18 protein-coding genes are annotated in these 15,145 nt (G+C 35.5%); 12 read left to right on the top strand and 6 right to left on the bottom strand.

The genetic code is table 11. The features are described from left to right. Positions 1–146 precede the first annotated feature (146 nt). Positions 147–761: a DUF4377 domain-containing protein gene (locus LF886_RS10905; protein ID WP_236854117.1), complete on the top strand. Its 615-nt coding sequence runs from the start codon at positions 147–149 to the stop codon at positions 759–761. Positions 762–823: 62 nt separating this feature from the next. Here the strand turns inward: LF886_RS10905 and LF886_RS10900 are convergent, their stop codons facing one another. Further along, a complete protein-coding gene (locus LF886_RS10900; protein ID WP_236854116.1) occupies positions 824–1,762 on the bottom strand; it encodes an SPFH domain-containing protein in 939 nt (312 codons plus the stop codon). 198 nt (positions 1,763–1,960) lie between these two features. Here LF886_RS10900 and LF886_RS10895 point away from each other — a divergent pair, with 198 nt between their 5' ends. The 6 genes from LF886_RS10895 to LF886_RS10870 all read left to right on the top strand — a co-directional run bounded on the left by LF886_RS10895 (position 1,961) and on the right by LF886_RS10870 (position 5,696). Further along, complete coding sequence (locus LF886_RS10895) at positions 1,961–2,533, top strand: Crp/Fnr family transcriptional regulator (RefSeq protein ID WP_124536789.1); 573 nt, start codon at positions 1,961–1,963, stop codon at positions 2,531–2,533. Positions 2,534–2,630: 97 nt separating this feature from the next. Then, on the top strand, positions 2,631–3,164 hold the full coding sequence (locus tag LF886_RS10890; protein ID WP_236854115.1) for a YceI family protein: 534 nt from the start codon (positions 2,631–2,633) through the stop codon (positions 3,162–3,164). Positions 3,165–3,203: 39 nt separating this feature from the next. Next, positions 3,204–3,422, top strand: coding sequence for a tautomerase family protein (locus LF886_RS10885; protein ID WP_236854114.1), 219 nt, complete (start codon positions 3,204–3,206; stop codon positions 3,420–3,422). A 7-nt stretch (positions 3,423–3,429) separates the two neighbouring features. After that, on the top strand, positions 3,430–4,164 hold the full coding sequence (locus LF886_RS10880; protein WP_236854113.1) for an SDR family NAD(P)-dependent oxidoreductase: 735 nt from the start codon (positions 3,430–3,432) through the stop codon (positions 4,162–4,164). Continuing rightward, positions 4,161–4,613: a nuclear transport factor 2 family protein gene (locus LF886_RS10875; RefSeq protein WP_236854112.1), complete on the top strand. Its 453-nt coding sequence runs from the start codon at positions 4,161–4,163 to the stop codon at positions 4,611–4,613. The genes LF886_RS10880 and LF886_RS10875 overlap by 4 nt, the downstream gene beginning before the upstream one ends. A 12-nt stretch (positions 4,614–4,625) precedes the next feature. After that, positions 4,626–5,696 carry an NAD(P)H-dependent flavin oxidoreductase gene (locus tag LF886_RS10870; RefSeq protein ID WP_236854111.1) on the top strand — a complete coding sequence of 357 codons (1,071 nt, stop codon included), beginning with the start codon at positions 4,626–4,628 and terminating at the stop codon, positions 5,694–5,696. A gap of 40 nt (positions 5,697–5,736) precedes the next feature. On the opposite strand, the gene LF886_RS10865 is transcribed toward LF886_RS10870, so the two are convergent. Together LF886_RS10865 and LF886_RS10860 are read right to left on the bottom strand one after the other, a co-directional pair. After that, a complete protein-coding gene (locus LF886_RS10865; protein ID WP_236854110.1) occupies positions 5,737–6,564 on the bottom strand; it encodes a carboxypeptidase-like regulatory domain-containing protein in 828 nt (275 codons plus the stop codon). Between the two features lie 61 nt (positions 6,565–6,625). Further along, positions 6,626–7,981 (bottom strand): deoxyguanosinetriphosphate triphosphohydrolase, encoded by a 1,356-nt coding sequence (locus LF886_RS10860; RefSeq protein WP_236854306.1) that lies wholly within the window; start codon positions 7,979–7,981, stop codon positions 6,626–6,628. Between the two features lie 200 nt (positions 7,982–8,181). Here LF886_RS10860 and LF886_RS10855 point away from each other — a divergent pair, with 200 nt between their 5' ends. Next, positions 8,182–8,811 (top strand): class I SAM-dependent methyltransferase, encoded by a 630-nt coding sequence (locus LF886_RS10855; RefSeq protein ID WP_236854109.1) that lies wholly within the window; start codon positions 8,182–8,184, stop codon positions 8,809–8,811. 90 nt (positions 8,812–8,901) lie between these two features. Further along, positions 8,902–9,636: a DNA-formamidopyrimidine glycosylase family protein gene (locus LF886_RS10850; RefSeq protein ID WP_236854108.1), complete on the top strand. Its 735-nt coding sequence runs from the start codon at positions 8,902–8,904 to the stop codon at positions 9,634–9,636. Between the two features lie 180 nt (positions 9,637–9,816). Here LF886_RS10850 and LF886_RS10845 read toward each other — a convergent pair whose 3' ends face one another. Next, entirely contained in the window at positions 9,817–10,539 is a 723-nt protein-coding gene (locus tag LF886_RS10845) for a LytR/AlgR family response regulator transcription factor (protein ID WP_236854107.1), read from the bottom strand. Beyond that, positions 10,539–11,615 (bottom strand): sensor histidine kinase, encoded by a 1,077-nt coding sequence (locus LF886_RS10840; protein ID WP_236854106.1) that lies wholly within the window; start codon positions 11,613–11,615, stop codon positions 10,539–10,541. Before LF886_RS10840 ends, LF886_RS10845 begins: the two co-directional genes overlap by 1 nt. 192 nt (positions 11,616–11,807) lie before the next feature. On the opposite strand from LF886_RS10840, the gene LF886_RS10835 reads away from it, so the two are divergent. The 3 genes from LF886_RS10835 to LF886_RS10825 all read left to right on the top strand — a co-directional run bounded on the left by LF886_RS10835 (position 11,808) and on the right by LF886_RS10825 (position 14,110). Next, positions 11,808–12,236: a hypothetical protein gene (locus tag LF886_RS10835; RefSeq protein WP_236854105.1), complete on the top strand. Its 429-nt coding sequence runs from the start codon at positions 11,808–11,810 to the stop codon at positions 12,234–12,236. 93 nt (positions 12,237–12,329) lie between these two features. Then, the gene (locus tag LF886_RS10830) at positions 12,330–13,214 is read left to right on the top strand and encodes a hypothetical protein (protein ID WP_236854104.1); all 885 of its coding nucleotides are present in this window, start codon (positions 12,330–12,332) and stop codon (positions 13,212–13,214) included. 239 nt (positions 13,215–13,453) lie between these two features. Beyond that, on the top strand, positions 13,454–14,110 hold the full coding sequence (locus tag LF886_RS10825) for a glycosyltransferase family 32 protein (RefSeq protein ID WP_236854103.1): 657 nt from the start codon (positions 13,454–13,456) through the stop codon (positions 14,108–14,110). Here the strand turns inward: LF886_RS10825 and LF886_RS10820 are convergent. Beyond that, positions 14,107–14,442, bottom strand: a complete 336-nt coding sequence (locus LF886_RS10820; RefSeq protein WP_103235629.1) for a DMT family transporter — start codon at positions 14,440–14,442, stop codon at positions 14,107–14,109. The two genes, LF886_RS10825 and LF886_RS10820, sit on opposite strands and share 4 nt — an antisense overlap. Positions 14,443–15,145 lie beyond the last annotated feature (703 nt).

The following is a 15,145-nucleotide window of genomic DNA, read 5'->3' as shown; positions in this document are numbered from 1 at the left end:
TGTATTTTAGTATTTGTTTTCTGGCTAGCGTGTTAATAAATTCAAATTAAATGATTAAAAAAATAAAAAACAATAGCAGAAGTACTACAAATTCAGGAAAGCCAATTTCGGCATAGTAATTGCGAGGTATGGGGAAAATCAAGTTTATGAAAAGTATAGCAACAATTCTAAAAGGGGCAGCACCCGCATTAGCATTATTTGCAATGACGCAATGTACAACAACTGCCGGTGCATCCGCTGGCGATGAAAAAACGTTCATCGTAGGACCACAAACAGCAAATTGTACAGGAGTAGCTCCTATGAAATGTCTGCAGGTAAAGGAAAATGCATCTGGAAACTGGACCAATTTTTACAGCAATATTGAAGGATTTACGTATGAGCCGGGTTATGAATATGTTTTAAAAGTAAAAACAGAAAAAATTGCCAATCCTCCAGCTGACGGATCTTCTATAAAATACACCTTGGTAAAGCAGGTTTCTAAAACCAAAAAAGCAGCAATGGCAGCCAACGAAAAAACACTTATCGTAGGACCACAGACGGTAGATTGTTCCGCAGGAGCAGGACGTATGAAATGTATGCAGGTAAAGGAAAATGCTTCTGAAAGCTGGACTAATTTCTATAGCAATATCGAAGGATTTACGTATGAGCCGGGTTACGAATATGTTTTAAAAGTAAAAACAGAAAAAATAGATAATCCTCCGGCAGATGCTTCTTCCATCAAATATACATTGATAGAACAGGTTTCTAAAACGAAGAAATAATAAAAAATCTCCCGAAAATTTCGGGAGATTTTTTTATTAAAATTGGTTTCAATTTTTATTTCCTAAAATCCTGATTCTTTTTGAGGTGGATCCGGATATTTGCCTTTACTAGCCTCTCCTACCGTATTTGCAGTCGTCATAGCTACTACAAGATCATTCAGCATACTGCTCGCAGCTGTAGGTGAATTGGGAAGAAGAACCAGATTGCTTCTATTACTTGCTCCAATGGAATGTAATGTATCATAATGCTGTGTCACAACAATAAGTGCTGATGCTTCGTGCGAATTGATTTCTACATTATTCAGCATTCTTACAGACTCTTCAAGCCCTTTTGCAATTTCTCTTCTTTGGTCAGCAATCCCCTGCCCCTGCAGTTTTTTAGATTCTGCTTCTGCCTTGGCAACGGCTACAATTCTGATTCTTTGTGCTTCAGATTCGTATTCTGCAGCTGTTTTTTCTCTTTCCGCCGCGTTGATTCTGTTCATCGCATGTTTTACCTGCTCATCCGGATCAATATCTGTGACCAAAGCTTTGATAATATCATACCCATAACTATTCATAGCCTCCTGAAGTTCACTTTTAACGGCAATTGCCACATCGTCTTTTCTTACAAAAACATCATCCAGTTTCAGTTTCGGAACCTCAGCACGTACCACATCGAATACAAAAGAGGTAATTTGATTTTCAGGATTTTCCAAACGGTAGAACGCATCTCCCACCTGCTCTCTGATGACCTGATACTGAACGGAAATTTTCATTTTGATGAAAACGTTGTCTAATGTTTTTGTATCAATCATTACATCCAGCTGCTGAATTCTCAGATTCAGTCTTTTGGCGATCTGATCTATGATTGGCAGTTTAAGATGAAGCCCTGAATGTTTTACCCCCTGAAACTTTCCAAAGCGTTCAATAATAGCCGCTGTTTCCTGCTTAACGACAAAAAACGAAGCGAATAAAATAATAAGCCCGAAGAGAATAATGGGCGCTAAATATATACTCATAGTTCTAATTTTTATTAATATGTCGCAGTAAATCCTGTTTCGTTAAAAACATTTTTTATTACCGCTTGCTTAAATATAAGAAAAATAAATATAAGACCCGGAACACGACTCATTGAAAATCAAGCTTGAACACTCTTCCTCATTTTTAAATTAAAATTATTCCGAAAAAGACTTATTTTTGAATATTCATTACACATCATGATCAATTCTAAAGAAATATTAAAAGATCATATTTCAAAATTCACATCTCTCACGGAAGAGCAGCTGGATTATGTTCTTGGACATTTTAATCTGATTACTTTAAAGAAAGGACAAAGCTTAATATCCGAGGGCGATTTCGTCAATCACGAATATTTCGTTCTGGAAGGCTGCCTGAAAGCATTTTACGTTAATGACAGCATGAAAATGTTTATCCTTCAGTTTGCCATGCCGACCTGGTGGGTAACGGATTTTGATGCGCTTTACAATGCAACAAGGGCTACCATTAATGTAGACTGTATCACCAATGCAAGTATTCTCTCTATTTCTAACGAAGACAGGGAAAAGATCTGCAATGAAATTCATGAGGTAGAGCATTTTTTCAGATGGAGAACAAATAAAGGATATGTGGCAGCACAGAAACGTCTGCTTTCTTTTATGAATAATGATGCTAAATTCCGGTATCAGGAGCTTCTATCCATGTATCCTCAACTGTACAATCTCGTTCCGAAACATCTGATTGCGTCTTATTTGGGAGTAACCAGAGAAACCCTCAGCAGACTTCATCAATAAAAAACCTTTTATTCTTGTTCCTATTTTGTGAGGTACATCACGTAACTATTTCTTTCGATCGGCTGAACTTTGTGTCATTATTTAAACCCAATAAAAAATGGACACAAAAAATTTTAAAATCAATAATGAAATCAGCACAATCAACTGGATTGGAAGAAAGGTAACCGGAGCTCATAATGGAACAATAGGTGTAAAAGAAGGAAACTTCACATTCGAAGACGGAAAACTTACATCAGGAAAGTTTGTCATTGATACCCGGGCCATTAAAATCCTTGATATCGAGGATTCTGAAACCAATACACAGTTTGCCCAACATCTGGCTTCTGACGATTTCTTTGGTTCGGATCAGTTTCCTGAAGCTTTTTTTGAAATCACTCATGCTGAGCCGGGTGATCAGAATCTCTATTATGTAAAAGGAGATCTTACCATAAAAGGTATTACACATCCTATCGACACAAGCCTGCACATTGTTGCAACAGACAATACGGCTGTTCTGGATACTAAAATTGTGGTCGACAGAACGAAATTCAACATCAAATTCAGATCATCCAATTTCTTCACCAACCTTGGTGACACCCTGATCTACAACAATTTTGATTTAAACATTCATCTTGTTGCGGCAACTCATTAATGCCATTCAAATATCTATTAATCTTAAAAATTGACCATCATGCCATTCATAAAAGTAGAAGTACTTCGCGAAGACATTAACCGCGAAATAAAACAACAGTTAATCAGAAAAATAAGTGAAGCTGTGACTTCAGTTTTGAACAAGGATCCCCATTTGACCCACATTGTCATCAATGAAATTGAAGATGATAACTGGGGATATGCCGGAGAACAGGTTTCAGTATTAAAAGAACAAGGATTTTCAACAGAAAAAAAATAAATCAGAAATGAAAAAGCAAACCGTAATCGTAACAGGAGCATCATCAGGAATAGGATTGGAAACAGCCCGTTATTTCTTAGACAGAGGCGATCATGTAATCATCAATTCACAAACAGCTTCAAAATTAGAGGAAGTTTATCATAAATTGGGAGCCGGAGACCACCTTGCCATGGTCGCCGGAAGTGTTTCAGAGCCATCAACAGGGGAAGCATTGGTAAAAACTGCGCTTGAGAGATTTGGATCAATTGATGTCCTGATCAATAATGCAGGGATTTATGAGAACAAACCATTCCTGGAAGTTACTGAAGACTATCTGGATCGATTTTTAACAACAAATTTAAAAGGAACATTCTTCACAACACAGGCTGTTATTCCTCAAATGATCAAGCAAAAAGACGGAGTGGTTATCAATGTGGGAACGCCTTTAGTGTATCATGCTATTGCACAGTCTCCCTCCACGGCACCTATTTCGAGCAAAGGAGCTATTCATGCTCTGACCTTGCAACTGGCTGCAGAATTTGGAAAAGATAATATCAGGGTCAATACAGTGGCTCCCGGACTGATCAGAACTCCGATGCATGGCCCAGATCTGGATAATAATGCAGGACTTCACCTGATCAACCGTATCGGGGAACCGGAAGAAGTCGCTCAGATGATTCATGCAATTGCTAAAAATAAATTAATTTCTGGAGCGATCATCAACGTTGACGGAGGAATGGGTGCCGGGCATCATTTATCATGAAACTAGTATTAATTATTGCATGGCTGTTCCGTTTTCCATTGAACAGTCATGCACAAAATATAAAGGATATGAAAACCAACCCAACATCAGAAGCTGAAATAAGAAATGTGATTGAAAATTATTATTTCAAAGGAATTTATGAGGGGAATACTGAACTTCTTACAAAAGCTTTCTATAAAGAGGCGTTGCTTTTCGGAGATATCGACGGCGTTGCGTATTTCAAAACTGCAGAACAATATATTGAAGGAGTTGGAAGCCGGGTAAGCCCGGAAAAATCTGGGAAAGATTTTAAAGCTGTTATCATTTCAATTGATCTCATTAATTCGATTGCCACCGTAAAATTGCATGTAAAGATGTATGATTTTAATTATTATAATTTCATAACTTTCAATAAGATAGACAAAGAGTGGCTCATCGTTAATAAGACATTGACTAACGTACAACCTTAAATTAACAAAATCATGTGGAATAAAAATAGAGTTACAGAGTTATTAGGAATTGAATACCCTATTCTGCAAGGTCCTTTTGGCGGAGGGCTGTCCACTGTTGAACTGACAACAACGGTGAGCAATCTTGGTGGCTTGGGAGGATTTGGAGCTTATACTTTGTCGCCACAGGAAATTTATGATATTCACAGAGAAATACAGTCGAAAACGTATAAGCCTTACAACCTCAATCTCTGGGTAAATGATCATGATATTATTGATGAAGAACATACAAAAAAGCAATACCAAAAGGCTGTTGAGATTTTCAAACCTTACTTTGATCTTTTAAATACGGATATTCCGGCACCTCCACCCTCTTTTGAATCGAGGTTTCAGAATCAGCTGGAAGTCATTTTTGATATTAAGCCTAAAGTATTCAGCTTTATGTTTGGATTGCTAAACGAAAATATCATCGAAGACCTTCACCGCCAGGGAACTGTTGTATTCGGAAATGCTACAACACTGGATGAAGCTGTTGCTCTGGAAAAAACAGGAGTAGATGTGATTATAGCTTCCGGTTTTGAAAGTGGCGGACACCGTCCTTCATTTCTGGATCAGTCTGAACTTTCTACAACGGGAACTTTTGTTCTGATTCAATTGATTAAAGATAAAGTAAAAATACCTGTCGTGGCTGCCGGAGGTATTGCTAACGGCCGTGGAATTGCCGGAGCTTTTCAACTGGGAGCGGAAGCTGTACAAATTGGAACTGCTTTTCTGGCCACTGAGGAATCCGGAGCTTTACCGATTCACAAAGAGTTTTTATTTTCTGACGCTGCAAAATCTACATCCCTTACCAGAGCTTATACTGGAAGATTGGGACGTGGAATTACCTCAAAAATTACTAGAGATATATTGACCGCAACGGACAAAACTCTACCCTTTCCTTTGCAGACTCATTTCATGGGAGCGCTGAGAAAAGCAGCTTTGGAACAGCAAAAGAATGATTTTGTTTTCTTTTGGGCAGGTCAGATTGCCCCTATTTTAAAGCATAAAAAAGCCTCCACTTTAATGCTGTCATTAATCGAAGAGGCTTCTGAATTATTATAATAAATAGAATTTACATCGTTATTCCGATGTCTATTCCTTTTTATTTTTGAACTTTTACATCAATATTAATAGCAGGAGAAGCGATTGATGATTTTTCCCAACTACCATAATATTTCCGTTTAAATACAGTTTTAAGCAGTGATCCGCTAAGGAAAATGTGTCCTTTAAAAAAATTCATAAATTGTATACTGACAAAAAAATCATGATCTGCATAAATATCCTGATCGCTAACATCAAATGTAAATGTGTTATCTATAATAGAATCCTTTGTCACAACTGTCGTAACATCCTTATACAAGATAGATTGATTAGGTACACCATTTTTCTCGTCATATACATTAATTCTTAATTGAACGGGTACATCTGTGTCAAAATCAGCGACATTAAGGTTTATTTTTTGAATCTTTACCTTTTTTCTGTTTGAAAACTTAATTGCCAGTTCACGAGACTGCTCTTCTTTTTCCTTTTTTCTTTCCGGATATGTTGCAAACAAGATTTTCTTCGATTTAGAATCTACTCCCCAATGCTTATCTTTAAATCGTTTAGGAGTAATAATAACTTCCGGAATATATTTCACTTTTTCTTTTAGAAAAATATTGTGGACATCATTTTGTAAGAAAATGTGAATGGGTACTGCAAATTTATCAAACCCGCCAACGTCTACCATTAAGTTCACTTCTTTATTTACACCGTTTAAATCAAGTGTATAATTACCATTTTCATCAGCAACAGTACCGTTCTCTTCGCTCCCGATACCAATTTTTGCATAAGGAACAGGACGGCTGTCGTTTTGGGATAGTACTTTACCGGTTATTGTTTGCCCACTTAAAAAAGCTCCTAAAAAAAAACAAAAAAATAAAATTCTCATACAAACTGCCATTATATATCCAAAAGTATTCTCTCAGCTTACCATCAGTTTAAGAACCTGCTTAAACAGTCATTCCGATGTCTATTCCTTTAATTTTTCTATATAAATCGGTAGCATAATTATCCGTCATTCCCGAAACAAAATCAACAACTCCAAGGACTTTCTGATAATCGGTCCCGTCATTATAAATAAATTGTTTTGGAAGCAGCTTCAAGGCTTTCTTATCATACGATTTTCTTTCATCTTCCGGTTTTAGGATGGATGGGATGAAATGATCCAGCAATTCATACATTACATTATACCCTGCATTTTCAATTTCCACAACCGCTTTATGATTGTAAATTTTTTCCACCGAAAAACTGGCAATATCTTGTAATGCTTTATTTTCGTTTTTATAGATATCAAGCAGACCGTTGTCAAGATTTCCTTCAAGAATCGTTTCAAAGTTATGTTTATACATCTCAATAGATTTATTGATTAATGCATTGATTACTTTCGCTCTTAAATAAGAAATCTGTTCATTTTCGTTAGAAATAGAACTTAGCTTTGTTTCGATTCTTTTAACATCATCTGTTTCAGATTTTACCAGTTCGAAAAATAGATTTTTACAATCTGCTGTTGAAACAATACCCAATCGGTGGGCATCTTCCATGTCAATGATATTATAACAGATGTCATCTGCAGCTTCTACTAACCACACAAACGGATGTCTCTTGAAAATATGAGGTTCTTCACTTTCAGAAATAAGCTGGGTTCCTTTGGCAATTTCAAGGAAAATATCTTTTTCATTCTGGAAAAACCCGAATTTCTTTCTGTGAATGATTCCTTTTTTCTTGGCTACTGCCTCACATGGATATTTTGCAATACTTGCCAGCGTTGAAAAAGTAAGCTGAATACCTCCCGCATCTTTTCCTTGCTGCTGCTGTGCCAGCACTCTGATCGCATTGGCATTTCCTTCAAAATTCACCAGATCTGCCCACTCCTTTTCATTGAACTTTGACTTCAGATCTTTTTCATTTCTTTCAAAATAGCTTGCAATAGCATCTTCTCCCGAATGCCCGAAAGCAGGATTTCCCACATCATGACATAAGCACCCAGCCGCAATTACATTTCCTAAATTATAGAGATAAAAATTCTTTGAATCTTCAGTAAGTTCACTTTTAAAATCTTCAGCAATAAATTCACCGATAATACTTCCTAAACTTCTTCCTACAGATGAAACTTCCAGGGAATGAGTAAGTCTGTTGTGTACAAAAACACTTCCGGGAAGAGGAAAAACCTGGGTTTTGTTCTGTAATCTTCTGAAAGCAGAGGAGAAAATAATTCGGTCAAAATCTCTTTGAAAATCAGTTCTTGAAGCCCTAGTCTGTGGATTGTTTCCTGTACGTTGATTGGTGAAAATCTGGTTTAAATTCATCATTTTTCAAAATTACTCCAAATTTTAATTGTATGGAATAGTATTTAGATTTTTATTAGAGAGATCTGCCATTCAAAAAATCTATTATAGTAAACGTTTTTTAGGGATCGGAAAGCTTCAGGAAATATTCTACATTTGATACAACTAATAAGCGGAATAATATTCACATTTCTTCTTTTAAATTTTAAATTCTTTTTATCATGACAGACAACACATGGCTCAACAGATGGGATGATAGATACAGCAACGAAGAGTTTGCGTATGGAACAGATCCGAATAATTATCTGAAAGAGCAGCTGGCTCTATTAAAACCCGGCAAAATACTCTTCCCAGCAGAAGGTGAAGGTCGAAACGCTGTTTTTGCAGCAACACAAGGATGGCAGGTTTCAGCTTTTGATATCAGCTCAAATGGACAGAGTAAAGCATTACAGCTTGCCGAACAATTGCAAACTACCATTGATTACAAGGTTGGGGAACTTTCTACCCTGAATTATCAGCCAGAGCAATTTGATGCTATTGCTCTGATCTACGCTCATTTTCCTGCAGACATTAAGTCTTCAATCCATCAAATGCTGAATCAATACTTGCGTAAAGGAGGAGTTATCATTTTTGAAGCATTCAGTAAAAGTCATCTTGAATATATTGCAAGAAATGAAAAGGTAGGCGGACCCAAGGATATTGAATCATTATTCTCCATTGATGAGATCAAAGCTGATTTTCCTGATTATAAAATTATTGAATTATCAGAAACAGAGATAGAACTCAATGAAGGGCTATTCCATAATGGGACGGGTTCTGTGATCCGGTTTGTGGGACAAAAGCTCGTCTGACTCTATTGTGAATAGGTTTATTTTGGGATAAAACTTTATATTTTATCCAATTCTGGAATATTATTTGAATCTTTATCTCAAAATAAACGTATGCCTGAAGGTCCATCCATCATATTAATGAAAGAAAGCCTGCAGCCATTTGCAGGTCAGCAAGTGACAGAAGTTTCAGGAAATGCCAAATTCGAAAAAGAGGTGTTCATTGGCCAATTTCTCCTTGAAATCCGGACTTTTGGAAAACAGACTTACCTTATTTTTGAAAAATCAGCCATTCGTATCCATTTATTAATGTTTGGCTCTTACAGTATTAATGAGCAGACCAAACCGGATAAAAGTCTGCGTTTAGCATTATTTTTCTCTACCGGAAGCATCTATTTCTACACCTGTTCTGTAAAATCCGTACCTCTTGAATATCTTTCCACCATTGATTGGGAAGCTGATATAATGAGTGATCAGTGGAATTCTAAAAAAGCTGAAGAGAAATTAAAATCCAATCCGAAAATGATGGTCTGTGATGCATTGATGAATCAGGATATTTTTTCGGGAGTCGGAAATATTATTAAAAATGAAGTTCTTTTCAGAATTGGAGTTCAGCCAGAAAGTCTGTTGGGTAATCTTCCTGCTAAAAAAAGAAAAGAACTTATCGCCGAAGCCAGAAATTACAGTTTTGATTTTCTGAAATGGAAAAGAGAATCTGTTTTGAAAAAGCACTGGCTGGTTCATACCAAATCCGTTTGTCCGATATGTGGGCAGAAACTTATCAAAAAACAAACGGGAGTCGGAAAAAGGAGAAGTTTCTTTTGTGAAAAGGATCAGAAGCTTTATTAAAATAAATGATAATATTTCAAGTTTTGGCTAGGATTTGATTTATTTAAACGGGCTGAAGCCTGTTTCTATTGAATACATTTTTCCCCTATTGATTACACAGATTTTCACAGATAATGATGTCTATTTTTTTTTGACCTTGAGTATTATATTACTCATTGCTGATTACTCATTACTCATATATTAGTCTGAATTAAGCAGTCCACCCGCAAATTTTGTAAAAAAATCAGCTCTGTATACTTCACCAAGGGGAATTTCAAAGTCTTCGATGTAGATATTATGATTGTCAAATGAATCAATATAATTCATGTTCACAACGTATGATTTACTGACTCTTATAAAGGTTTCACCGGAAATTTTCTGATGAATGGTTTTCAGATTCATCGCAGTGATCAGTTTCTGCTGCTGAGTATGAATGACTACATAGTCTTTAAGACCTTCTATAAACTTAATGTCTGAAAAACTGATTTTATAAAATCTTCGCTCTGCTTTGATGAATAAAAAGTCTGCCGTATTAGATTCTACCGTATTCTTCACCGTATCTTTAGACAAAAGCTCAGTGTAAAGCAGTGCTTTATCAATCGCTTTTTCCAATCTTTGGGGATCAATGGGTTTCAGAAGATAATCTACAGCTTCCAGTTCATAACTCTTCAATGCATATTGAGAATAAGCTGTCGTAAAGACGATCAGCGATTTTTTGGGAAGCATTTCTACAAACTCAAGGCCTGTTACCATGGGCATTTCTATATCGAGGAAAATAAGGTCTACATCATTATCTTTAAGAAACTCAAGGGCAGCCGGTGCATTGGAAAATTCACCAAGGATATCAATACTGGAAATTTCGGCAATCAGCGATCTCATTTCAGATCTTGCCAGAGGTTCATCATCAACTATAATACAGTTCATCACACGGGAATTTTTAATTTTACACTATATTCTTTATCTCCTGATTCTATCTGCAGGTTAAAAGTGTCGCCATAAAGGAGTTCCAGTCTTCTTGTGATATTGGCGAGTCCAAGCCCGCTATTTTTTTTGTCCGAAACAATATAGCCGGCACTCCTTGAATTGACACATCTAAAATAAAGCTGTTTATCCTCGATATTGATGTCTATTTTCACATAAGACTCTTCTCCACTGAGATCTACACTGTGCTTAACAGCGTTTTCAACGAAAGTAGTAAATAGGTTTGGAGGAATGAAGGTACTGTTTAATGTTCTTTTATCAGCATCTGTACGGATATCAAAAGAGAAATTGTCACGTCTTATTTTTTCAAGGTTTAAAAAGTTGGACAGAAAATCAATTTCTGAAGTTAGTAACGTTTTTTCTTCACTGTTTTCGTATAGCTGATATCTTAGAAATTCAGAAAGTTTTACAATGACCACCGATGCTTTTGCCGGATCTGTTCTGATGAGTGCTTTTACATTATTCAGCATATTAAACAGAAAATGCGGGTTGATCTGATTTCTGAGCTCATTCAGTTCCATATTCAGGGTGAGATTGCTCAGTTCATTGATCCTTTTATTATCACTGATCCATTTCTGCAAAAGCTTTACCGTAGTCGTGGTCATGATAATCGGAATACACATCAGAACACCTTCATAGATTCCCCCTTTTTCATTTTCTTTAAGAATATTTTTTATTCTGAATTCTTCGAAGAATAATCTAAAACTATACCCTATAAAATTGAGTCCCAATACTCCCATCAAAACAAGTAAAACAAGATAGGTGACATATTTTGTTTTAAAGAAAAATCGGGGAACCAATACATATATATTAATGTAAACCATTGTAATCAAAATAGTATATACAAAAAACAGAACATAATATTGGTAGATTCCCGAGTACCAATGCCAGAACCTTGCACTGTACATCAAAAGGAAAAAAAAGATCAGAAACAGCAGATGTCTTTGAAATCTATACCTCCCCTCCACCAAAAAATCCATTACAAAGGTTTCTTCAAATTTCCAAGGGCTATATTTCATATTCTAGACTCATTTTATCATTAACAAAAATAGAGAATAACGTAATTTACAACTATTTTATTATACAAAACCTGCATTTTATTATACGAATTATTTGCGGTCAGGGTTTTGTATAAAATACCTGCCATTTTGTATAAAAACAAATTCGGGCGCTTCTTTTCTATATTCCTTTGCACTGTTAAATGAATGCATATGGAATTGACCGCTTTTCACGAATTGACCCAGGAAATATCAGTAGAATGTTTCTTTATGACAGAATCCCAACAGGAAGAAAAAGTAATACAGCTCATTGATTTACATCATTTTGTAGAATGTTTTGATTCAAAAATAAAAATCCTCAGCTACTTCCACCATCCTATCAATATTGTGGAACATCAGGAGGGTAAAAAAGGAATCCTGTTTTGTGATCTGAAATACTCTGCTGTACCTGATAGTAATGCTTCTGAAGAATTTAAAAGAAGATATGATCTCTCAGAACTCTGGTTTGTGTTCGTAGAAGAAACCTATGTTCAGGATACCTCCGGATATACTGATGCCATCATTGAAAACAGTCTGGATATTTTCTATGACAAAATTTTTTCATTCAATTTTTTCCAATCGATCATTCACCCCTTACAATAAACTGCCCATGAAAACATTAAGAAGAGCGCTTATCCCACTGGCGCTGCTCCCTTTTAAAAGTATGATATATGCTCAAAAAAAGACAGTATTCCTTTGAAGGTCCGCGCTTTTTATGCTGATAAAATCCCACAGGCAAGGAATTTTAATATTGAGTATACATTGGTTACCCCTTCTTCATTCTCGTCACAACTTCACGGACAGGATCTGCCGGACAATAAGGTAAAAAGCTTCCAACAGATGAAAGCGGATGCTAATATTTACTTTATCAAGAAGAAGAACTGGCTTTTGAGCACTGCCCTGAACTATCGTTACACTTCGATCAGTAATGAAAATCCTGTAATCCCAGGAACTGAAACGGAGGAAAATTTCCATTATCATTCGGAAGCTATTAATCTAGTCTATTTTTCAAGGCTATTCAAAAAGACGGCAATATACTCGGCCAATATTTCTGTAGATGGAAGTGATCAGCATTTTGAACGGATAAGAGGATTGGTAACCGCTTCTTTAATTTTAAAAGCAACTCCAAAAACAAAAATATCCCTCGGACTTGCTGGTATTATTGATCCCAGCAGCCAAATTCCCGTCCTGCCTATTTTCACTTTAGAAAACAGATTCAATAACGGATGGGTTCTTGACATTCTGCTTCCGAAAAAAGTATTGGTCAGAAAAGATGTTTTCTCCAACGGAAGAATTTCGCTGGGAACAGAAATGGACAATACCTCCTTTTATACGTACCGGAATAATAGTACTTACGAATTCCGGCAGGTTGCTCTCAACTCAGGAGCGATTTATGAGCATAATCTGGGCGGAAATTTCATAGGAACTTTTAAAACAGGACTCAGAGCAAATATCAATTCCAGGGCATTTAATAAACAGGACTCCTTTAATGATTATATATGGAAAGGGACTTATAAGCCTTCATTCTATTTCAATGTCGGAATTTCTTATAATCCTTTTGAAAGACGAAGAGTAAAATAAGATCAATCGGTAGTTCAATGTTAAAGTTTTCTAGCTCATTATCAGGGTCTGAAAAAAATATTAAAAAAAATTAAAATTTCTATCTATTGGGATTTAACCATTCATCCAAAATACAATCAAAACCTCAGAAAACACAAATTAAGAGTATTCTCATTTATGAAAAATCTTATTACCACTTATGCGAATGGTTTATTAAAATGATTTCGGGATTTTCCTTTAAGAATTGAATAAAATTGAATATGGCAGTACCTAAACAGATATTTCAGACTTTTATAACTAAAAAACTTCCTCTGATTACGCGTTATCATATCTGGAATATGAAAAGAAAAAATCCGGAATACAAGTATTACTTTTATGATGATCAGGACATAGAAAAATTTCTCACAGAAGAATTTCCTCCTGAATATATTGAAACTTATCGTAAACTGAGAATCGGTGCTTCAAAAGCTGATTTTTTCAGATATGCTGTTTTATATAAGAAAGGAGGTGTATATCTAGATATCGATAGCAGCATTATAAAACCGTTCAGAGAATTGGTTAAGGAAAATGATGAAGCTGTGATCAGTGTAGAAAGACACGAAAATCTGTATGTTCAATGGGCACTTATTTTCAATAAAAATCATCCTTTTCTAAAGAAAACATTAGAACTGATGATTGATAATATAAACAGTCACCGCTACCCCCATAATATACATGCTACTACAGGTCCTACTGTATTTAGTAAAGGAATAAAGAAATCATTAGAGGAAAACCCTGCAATTCCGTTTACATTATTTGGCGGCATTGAGTTCCGCGGCTATTTAAAGTTCAAATATAAGCTGGGAAAGTTTTTTTTATACAAAACAAGATCTCAACATTGGAAACAGAAGCAAAAACATCAGGAGATTATTTTTTAATGAGTCCCCATTTTTGAAAATACATTAATAATAATCACGCCAAGGACAATCAGAACAATCCCGATAATTGCAGGCAGATCAGGAATCTGTTTGAATGCTATTACCCCAATCATCGTTATAAAGACAATGCCGACTCCGGACCAGATCGCATAGGTAATTCCTACCGGGATCTGGCGAAGGGTAAGGCTCAGAAAATAAAAAGCGCACGCATACCCGATTACGGTTATCACAGACGGCCACAACTTGGAAAATTCCTCGGATTTTTTCAGGAAAGAAGTAGCGATTATTTCAAATACAATTGCCAGCGCAAGAAAAATATAACTGCGTCCCATAAATTTATTCTTTGTACAAAAGTAGCAAAAGCCTTCCGGTAATTCCAAAAAGGGAAGAGATATGATTCTCTCTTTACTCCAAATATAGCAAGTGCTGGTCTACTCTTTCTTATTCTATAAAAATCCAGCGTTCTCAAAACTTCAGCAATCCAGCAATACTTCTCACAGGCACTTTAATGATTTAAGTGTCTTATTTTTAGTTATATCCATTTTTTGAAAGAGTTGTGTGATCAGAAAAATAGGCCAATAGGTAAGTTTATTTTTCAGTTATGGCATAAAAAACAATATTTCTCCATGTCATGAAATGTGACAACTGACAAAAAATCCAAAATAAAAACGAGGGCTAAAAATAAATTTTCTTAACATGAAAATCATTTTCAGGTGAATAATATACATTCAAGAAATGTGATTCATAAGGATATTATGCTACGCATTATTTATTATTTATTTTATCAAGTCCAATATAGAAGTCGATAAACGATTAACGTTTTCACAAAATTTTACAGATAGAATAATAAAAGTATTAATAAATTTTCAATAATGTATTAATTTAATGTAAACAAAATTTCATCAATAAAAGAGCAACAACCCCCGTAATACACTGATAAACATCATAATGTTTTACTTTGGCACGTGATTTGAAAGTAGTAATATTGCAATTGAAAGATTGATAAAATAAAGTCAAATAATTAAAAATAATACA

Origin of the sequence: Chryseobacterium sp. MEBOG07 (assembly GCF_021869745.1) — a bacterium.
In the GTDB taxonomy this organism is placed as follows: Bacteria; Bacteroidota; Bacteroidia; order Flavobacteriales; family Weeksellaceae; genus Chryseobacterium; species Chryseobacterium viscerum.
The sequence above is the reverse complement of the archived record's forward strand: the minus strand, read 5'-3'. Positions and strand labels throughout refer to the sequence as shown.